Source organism: Kitasatospora cheerisanensis KCTC 2395 (assembly GCF_000696185.1).
Taxonomy (GTDB): domain Bacteria; phylum Actinomycetota; class Actinomycetes; order Streptomycetales; family Streptomycetaceae; genus Kitasatospora; species Kitasatospora cheerisanensis.
Map to the genome: position 1 here is coordinate 1586913 of NZ_KK853997.1, position 4930 is coordinate 1591842.

Below are 4930 nucleotides of genomic sequence, written 5' to 3' on the forward strand. Positions count from 1 at the left end.
GACGCGGTACACCGGCTGACCGCCCGCGCACCGAGGGGAGGCAGCCCGTGCCCACCGTCGGCTACGCGTCCCTGCAGATCATCCCCTCGGTGCGGGGCATCGGCTCCGAGATCCGCGAGCAGCTCGCCGGGCCCGTCGCGGACGCCGGCGAGAAGGCCGGCGACGGCTTCGTCGGGAAGCTCGGCGGCGCGCTGAAGGTCGGCCTGCTGGGCGCGGGCGCGCTCGGCGGCGCCGCCCTGATCGCCGGCCTCGGCGAGGCGATGGACCAGCAGGCCATCGCGGGCAAGCTGAAAGCCCAGCTCGGCGCGACCGCCGACGACGCCAAGCGGTACGGACAGATCGCCGGCCAGCTGTACGCCTCGGCAGTCACCGAGGACGTCGCGTCAGCCGCCGACGCGATCCGCTCGACGATGTCGGCCGGGCTGCTTCCGCCCGACGCCACCAACCAGCAGATCCAGTCGATCGCCACCAAGGTCTCCGACCTCGCGGGCACCTTCGAGCTGGACCTCGGGCAGGCCGCGAACGCCGTCGGCCAGCTCATGAAGACCGGCCTCGCGCCGAACGCCGAGTCCGCGCTCGACGTCATCACCCGCGGCCTCCAGGTCATGGGACCGCGCGCCGACGACATCGCGGACACCTTCAACGAGTACTCCACGATCTTCCGGCAGATGGGCCTGTCTGCGGAGCAAGCCACCGGGCTCCTCGCGCAGGGCATGAAGGCCGGCGCCCGCGACACCGACGTCGTCGCCGACTCCCTGAAGGAGTTCGTCCTGATCGCGCAGGGCGGCGGCGACGCCGTCGACGAGGCGTTCAAGGCGGTCGGGCTCTCCGGCAAGGAGATGCAGAAGGCGTTCATCGAGGGCGGGCCGGGTGCCGCAGCTGCGCTTGATCAGGTCTTCGACCGCCTACGGGCGATCAAGGACCCGGTGGAGCGGAACACGGCCGCGCTCGGCCTGTTCGGCACGAAGAACGAGGACGTCCAGAAAGCGTTGCTGGCCCTCGACCCGTCCTCTGCGGTGGCGACGCTCGGTCAGGTCGGCGGCGCCGCCACGACGATGGGCGACTCGCTGCGCGACAACGCGCAGACCAAGCTGACCGAGTTCTGGCGGACGACCCAGCAGGGGTTCGTCAACGTCGTCGGCGGCCAGGTGCTGCCCGTCCTGTCCGACGTCGCCGGGCAACTCGTCAGCACCTTCGGGCCGTCGGTCGGCGAGGCCGCCGGGTGGGTGAAGGACCACCTGCTGCCGGCCGTCCAGGACGCGGGCGGCTGGCTGCGCGACAACCTCGTCCCCGTGCTGGCCGACACGGCGCGCTTCGTCCGCGACGACGTGGTGCCCGCCCTGCGCGACTTCGGCGGCTGGCTGGACGACAACAAGACCACGATCGAGGTCGTCGCCGGGGTCATCGGCACCGTGCTGCTGCCCGTACTGATCACCACCGCCGTCGGCTACACGCAGGCCGGGATCGCCGCGACGGTCTCCGGCGCCCAGCAGGTCGCCGCGTGGGTCGCCTCCGGTGTCTCGGCAGTGCGCAACGGCGCGCTGTCCGTCGCCGCGTCCTACCAGACCGTCGGCGGCTGGATCGCCGCCGGCACTTCCGCGATCGTCTCCGGCGCCCAGCAGGTCGCGGCTTGGATCGCGACCGGCGCCCGGGCGACGTGGGGCATGGCCCTGCAGGTGGCTGCCGCGGCGAGCGTCGTCGGCGGCTGGATCCTGATGGGCACTCAGTCCCTCATCCAGGCGGCCCGGATGGCCGCCGCGTGGATCATGGCGATGGGCCCGATCGGCTGGATCACGGTCGCGGTGATCGCCATCGTCGCGCTGATCATCGCGTACTGGGACGAGATCAAGGCCGCGACGCTCGCCGCCTGGGACTGGGTGGTCGACAAGGTCAAGTGGGTCGGCCAGTTCCTGCTCGACCTGTTCATGAACTGGACCCTGCCCGGCCTGCTGCTCAAGCACTGGGACGACATCAAGTCCGGTGCCCAGGCCGCCTGGGACTGGGTCGTGGACTTCGTGAAGGCCATCCCGGGGCGGCTGTGGAACATCTTCCTGAACTTCACCTTGCCCGGCTTGCTGATCAAGTACTGGTCGGACATCAAGCAGGGCGCGATCGACGGATGGAACGCCGCGATCGACTGGATCCGGGGCGTGCCCGGCTGGATCGTCGACGCCGTGTCCGACCTGAACGTGCGCATGATCGAGGTCGGGATGGACACCGCCCGCGGCATCTGGGAGGGCATCCAGCGCATGGGCGGCTGGCTGCGCGACAAGGTCATGAGCTGGGCGAAGGCGGTGATTCCCGGGCCGATCGCCGACGCCCTCGGGATCCACTCGCCGTCGACCGTCATGCGCGATCAGGTCGGCCGGTGGATCCCCGCCGGCATCGTCGCGGGCATCGACGCCGGCACGCCGCAGCTGGAGGCGGTCATGGCCGGCCTGGTCGTCCCGCCCACGATCCCCGACTGGATGCTCCAGGAAGTCGGCCCCGTCAAGGTCGGCGCTGTCGCTGCCTCCGCGACGATCCCGGGCACCGGGCCCGGCACGGGCGGCCCGTCGGCGGCGGTGCAGATCGAGCACTACCACGAGGCCGAGGGCGGGAACGTGCGCCGGACCGCTGTCGAGCTGCAGATGCTGTCCAAGGGCAGGGGGTGAGTTCGTGGCGGGCGAGTTGATCACCCGTGACCTCCAGATCGAGTGGGCCGGGCAGCTGTGGGGCGACGGCACCGCGGTGCAGGTCGTGAACGTCGACGGCTGGGACACCCTCCCCGCCGTCGACTCCCGCACCGTCCCGCGCGCCCAGCAGCACGGCAGCTACCTCGGCGGCCTGCTCTCCCAGTCCCGGATCATCACAGCCGACCTCCAGCTCACCACCTGGCCGGACGAGTACCCCGCCGCACGACGGGCCCTGCTCACCGCCACCGCTTTCGTCCAGGACGAGCAGCCGCTCGTCATCCGGCTCGCCGGCGAGACCCAGCTCGTCCACGCCCGCGTGTTCGCCCGGCGGCTGCCCGACGACGCCCAGGCGGCGCAGGGCACCCCGGCCGTCACCATCGCCTGGGAGGCCACCGACCCGCGCCGCTACGACCTGACCGAGCAGGTCGTCACCACCGCCCTGCCCCAGCCCGGCCTCGGCCTGGACTGGGCGGACGGCGGCACCCCGGCCGGCCTGGACTGGCACGACGGCGAGTCACCTCCGGGCCTCGACTGGGGAGCTGACACCTCGACCGGCAACGTCACCTGCGTCAACGCCGGCGACGCGCCCGCGCATCCGCTGCTGGAGATCCGCGGCCCCGTCACCCTGCCGTCGGTGACCGTCGTCGAGACCGGCCAGGTACTCGAGTACGACATCACCCTGGCCGCGTCCGACGTGCTGACCGTCGACACCTGGGGCGGCACCGTGACCCTCGCCTCCGGCGCCACCCGCCTCTACACCGCCACCGCGCGGTCCGCGCCGGAGGGCGCGTTCGTCCTCCCGCGCCTCAGCACCTCGACGCTCGCCTTTCGCTCCGCCCCCGGCGTCGCTGACCCTGCGGCGTCGCTGACCGTCCGATTCCGCTCCGCGTACTGGTAGGAGGCCCCCATGGCAGGCCTGTCCCGATGGCTCAAGCCGCGCGCTGCCGGCGGCGGCCAGACCCGCAAGGAAACCCGCCTCGCGGCGGCCCCGGGCGACGGAACCCCGACCGGGCCCATCACCCTGCGCTCCGGGGTCGTCCCCGGCGGCGACCCGTTCGGGCTGTCCGGGTCGGGCATGACCGCGACCGTCGGCGTCGGCCGGGCGGTCGTCCAGGGAACCACCGCGCAGGGCGCCTACAGCGTGGCGTTCGACGTGGCCCAGTCGCTGCTCATCCCGGACGGCAACGGCGTCAACCCCAGGATCGACCTCCTCGTGATCCGGGTGTACGACCCGGAGATCGACGGATCGCCGTCCGCGCAGGTGGTGCTGGAGCGCGTCCCCGGAACGCCAGCAGCGTCTCCGGTCGCCCCGGCAGCTCCGGCCGGCAGCCTCGCGCTGTGGGAGATCCCCGTCACCGCCACCAACTCGGCTGGCAATCCGATCAACTGGGCGTCCCGGACCGACCGGCGCCAGTACACCGTCTCCGCCGGCGGCATCGGCGTCGGCCCGGACAGCGCGACCGGCGCGCACGACGCCCAGTACCGCGACCGCGGCACCACCACGGGCCTGGAGAGGTGGAACGGCGGCAGCGCGGCCTGGGAGTCGCGGCTGTACCTCGGCACCAGCGGCCGGATCGTCATCGGCTCCGACGTCGAGCTGTACCGCGACGCCCCCAACAGCCTGCGCACGCCCGACCAGCTGACCGTCGACGGCAACCTCAACGTGGCGGGCGTCGGCCAGCGGCAGTTCGCGCGGGTCGCGGTGGGCGCCGAACAATCCGTCACCAACAGCACCAGCCTGGTGGACGCCACGGGATTCTCCTTCCCCGTGGTGTCGGGCGGGGTGTATGTGGTGCGCGGCCTCATCGGCGGAACAGGCAGCACCGTCGGCGACCTGAAGATCGGCTGGCTCGCGCCGGGCGCGAGTACTTTCGACTGGACCCCGACGATGCAGCCCTCGTCCGGATCGGCGACCGTCGGCAGCGTCATCACCGACCGGTCCACCGTCGCCCAGTCCCAGCAGCTCGGCACCATCGGCACCGGCACCGTCATGACCGCGCTGATCAACGGACTGCTCGTCGCCGCCGCCGCCGGGTCCTTCCGGATGCTGATCGCCCAGGGCACCGCCGACGCCACCCCCTCCACCCTCAAGGCCGGCTCGTTCATCATGGTCGAGCGGGTCGCCTGATGGACGAGGCGTACCGCCTGGTCGTCGCGGACCTGCGCACCGACGTCGTCATGGACGTCCTGCCGATCAGCGGGGTGTCGTACGACGACTACATCGGCAAGAGCGGCTCGCTCTCGGGCACGATCCC

At 72.2% G+C, this 4930-nt stretch carries 3 protein-coding genes; all 3 read left to right on the forward strand.

The window, feature by feature from the left end; all coding sequences use genetic code 11:
* Nucleotides 1–47 precede the first annotated feature (47 nt).
* Genes KCH_RS07220 through KCH_RS37030 form a run of 3 tightly spaced genes read left to right on the forward strand, consistent with a single transcriptional unit; the run spans nucleotide 48 to nucleotide 4803 of the window.
* On the forward strand, nucleotides 48–2654 hold the full coding sequence (locus KCH_RS07220) for a phage tail tape measure protein (protein WP_051652840.1): 2607 nt from the start codon (nucleotides 48–50) through the stop codon (nucleotides 2652–2654).
* Between the two features lie 4 nt (nucleotides 2655–2658).
* Complete coding sequence (locus KCH_RS07225; protein ID WP_035860385.1) at nucleotides 2659–3573, forward strand: phage tail family protein; 915 nt, start codon at nucleotides 2659–2661, stop codon at nucleotides 3571–3573.
* A 9-nt stretch (nucleotides 3574–3582) separates the two neighbouring features.
* Nucleotides 3583–4803: a hypothetical protein gene (locus tag KCH_RS37030; protein ID WP_051652841.1), complete on the forward strand. Its 1221-nt coding sequence runs from the start codon at nucleotides 3583–3585 to the stop codon at nucleotides 4801–4803.
* Nucleotides 4804–4930 lie beyond the last annotated feature (127 nt).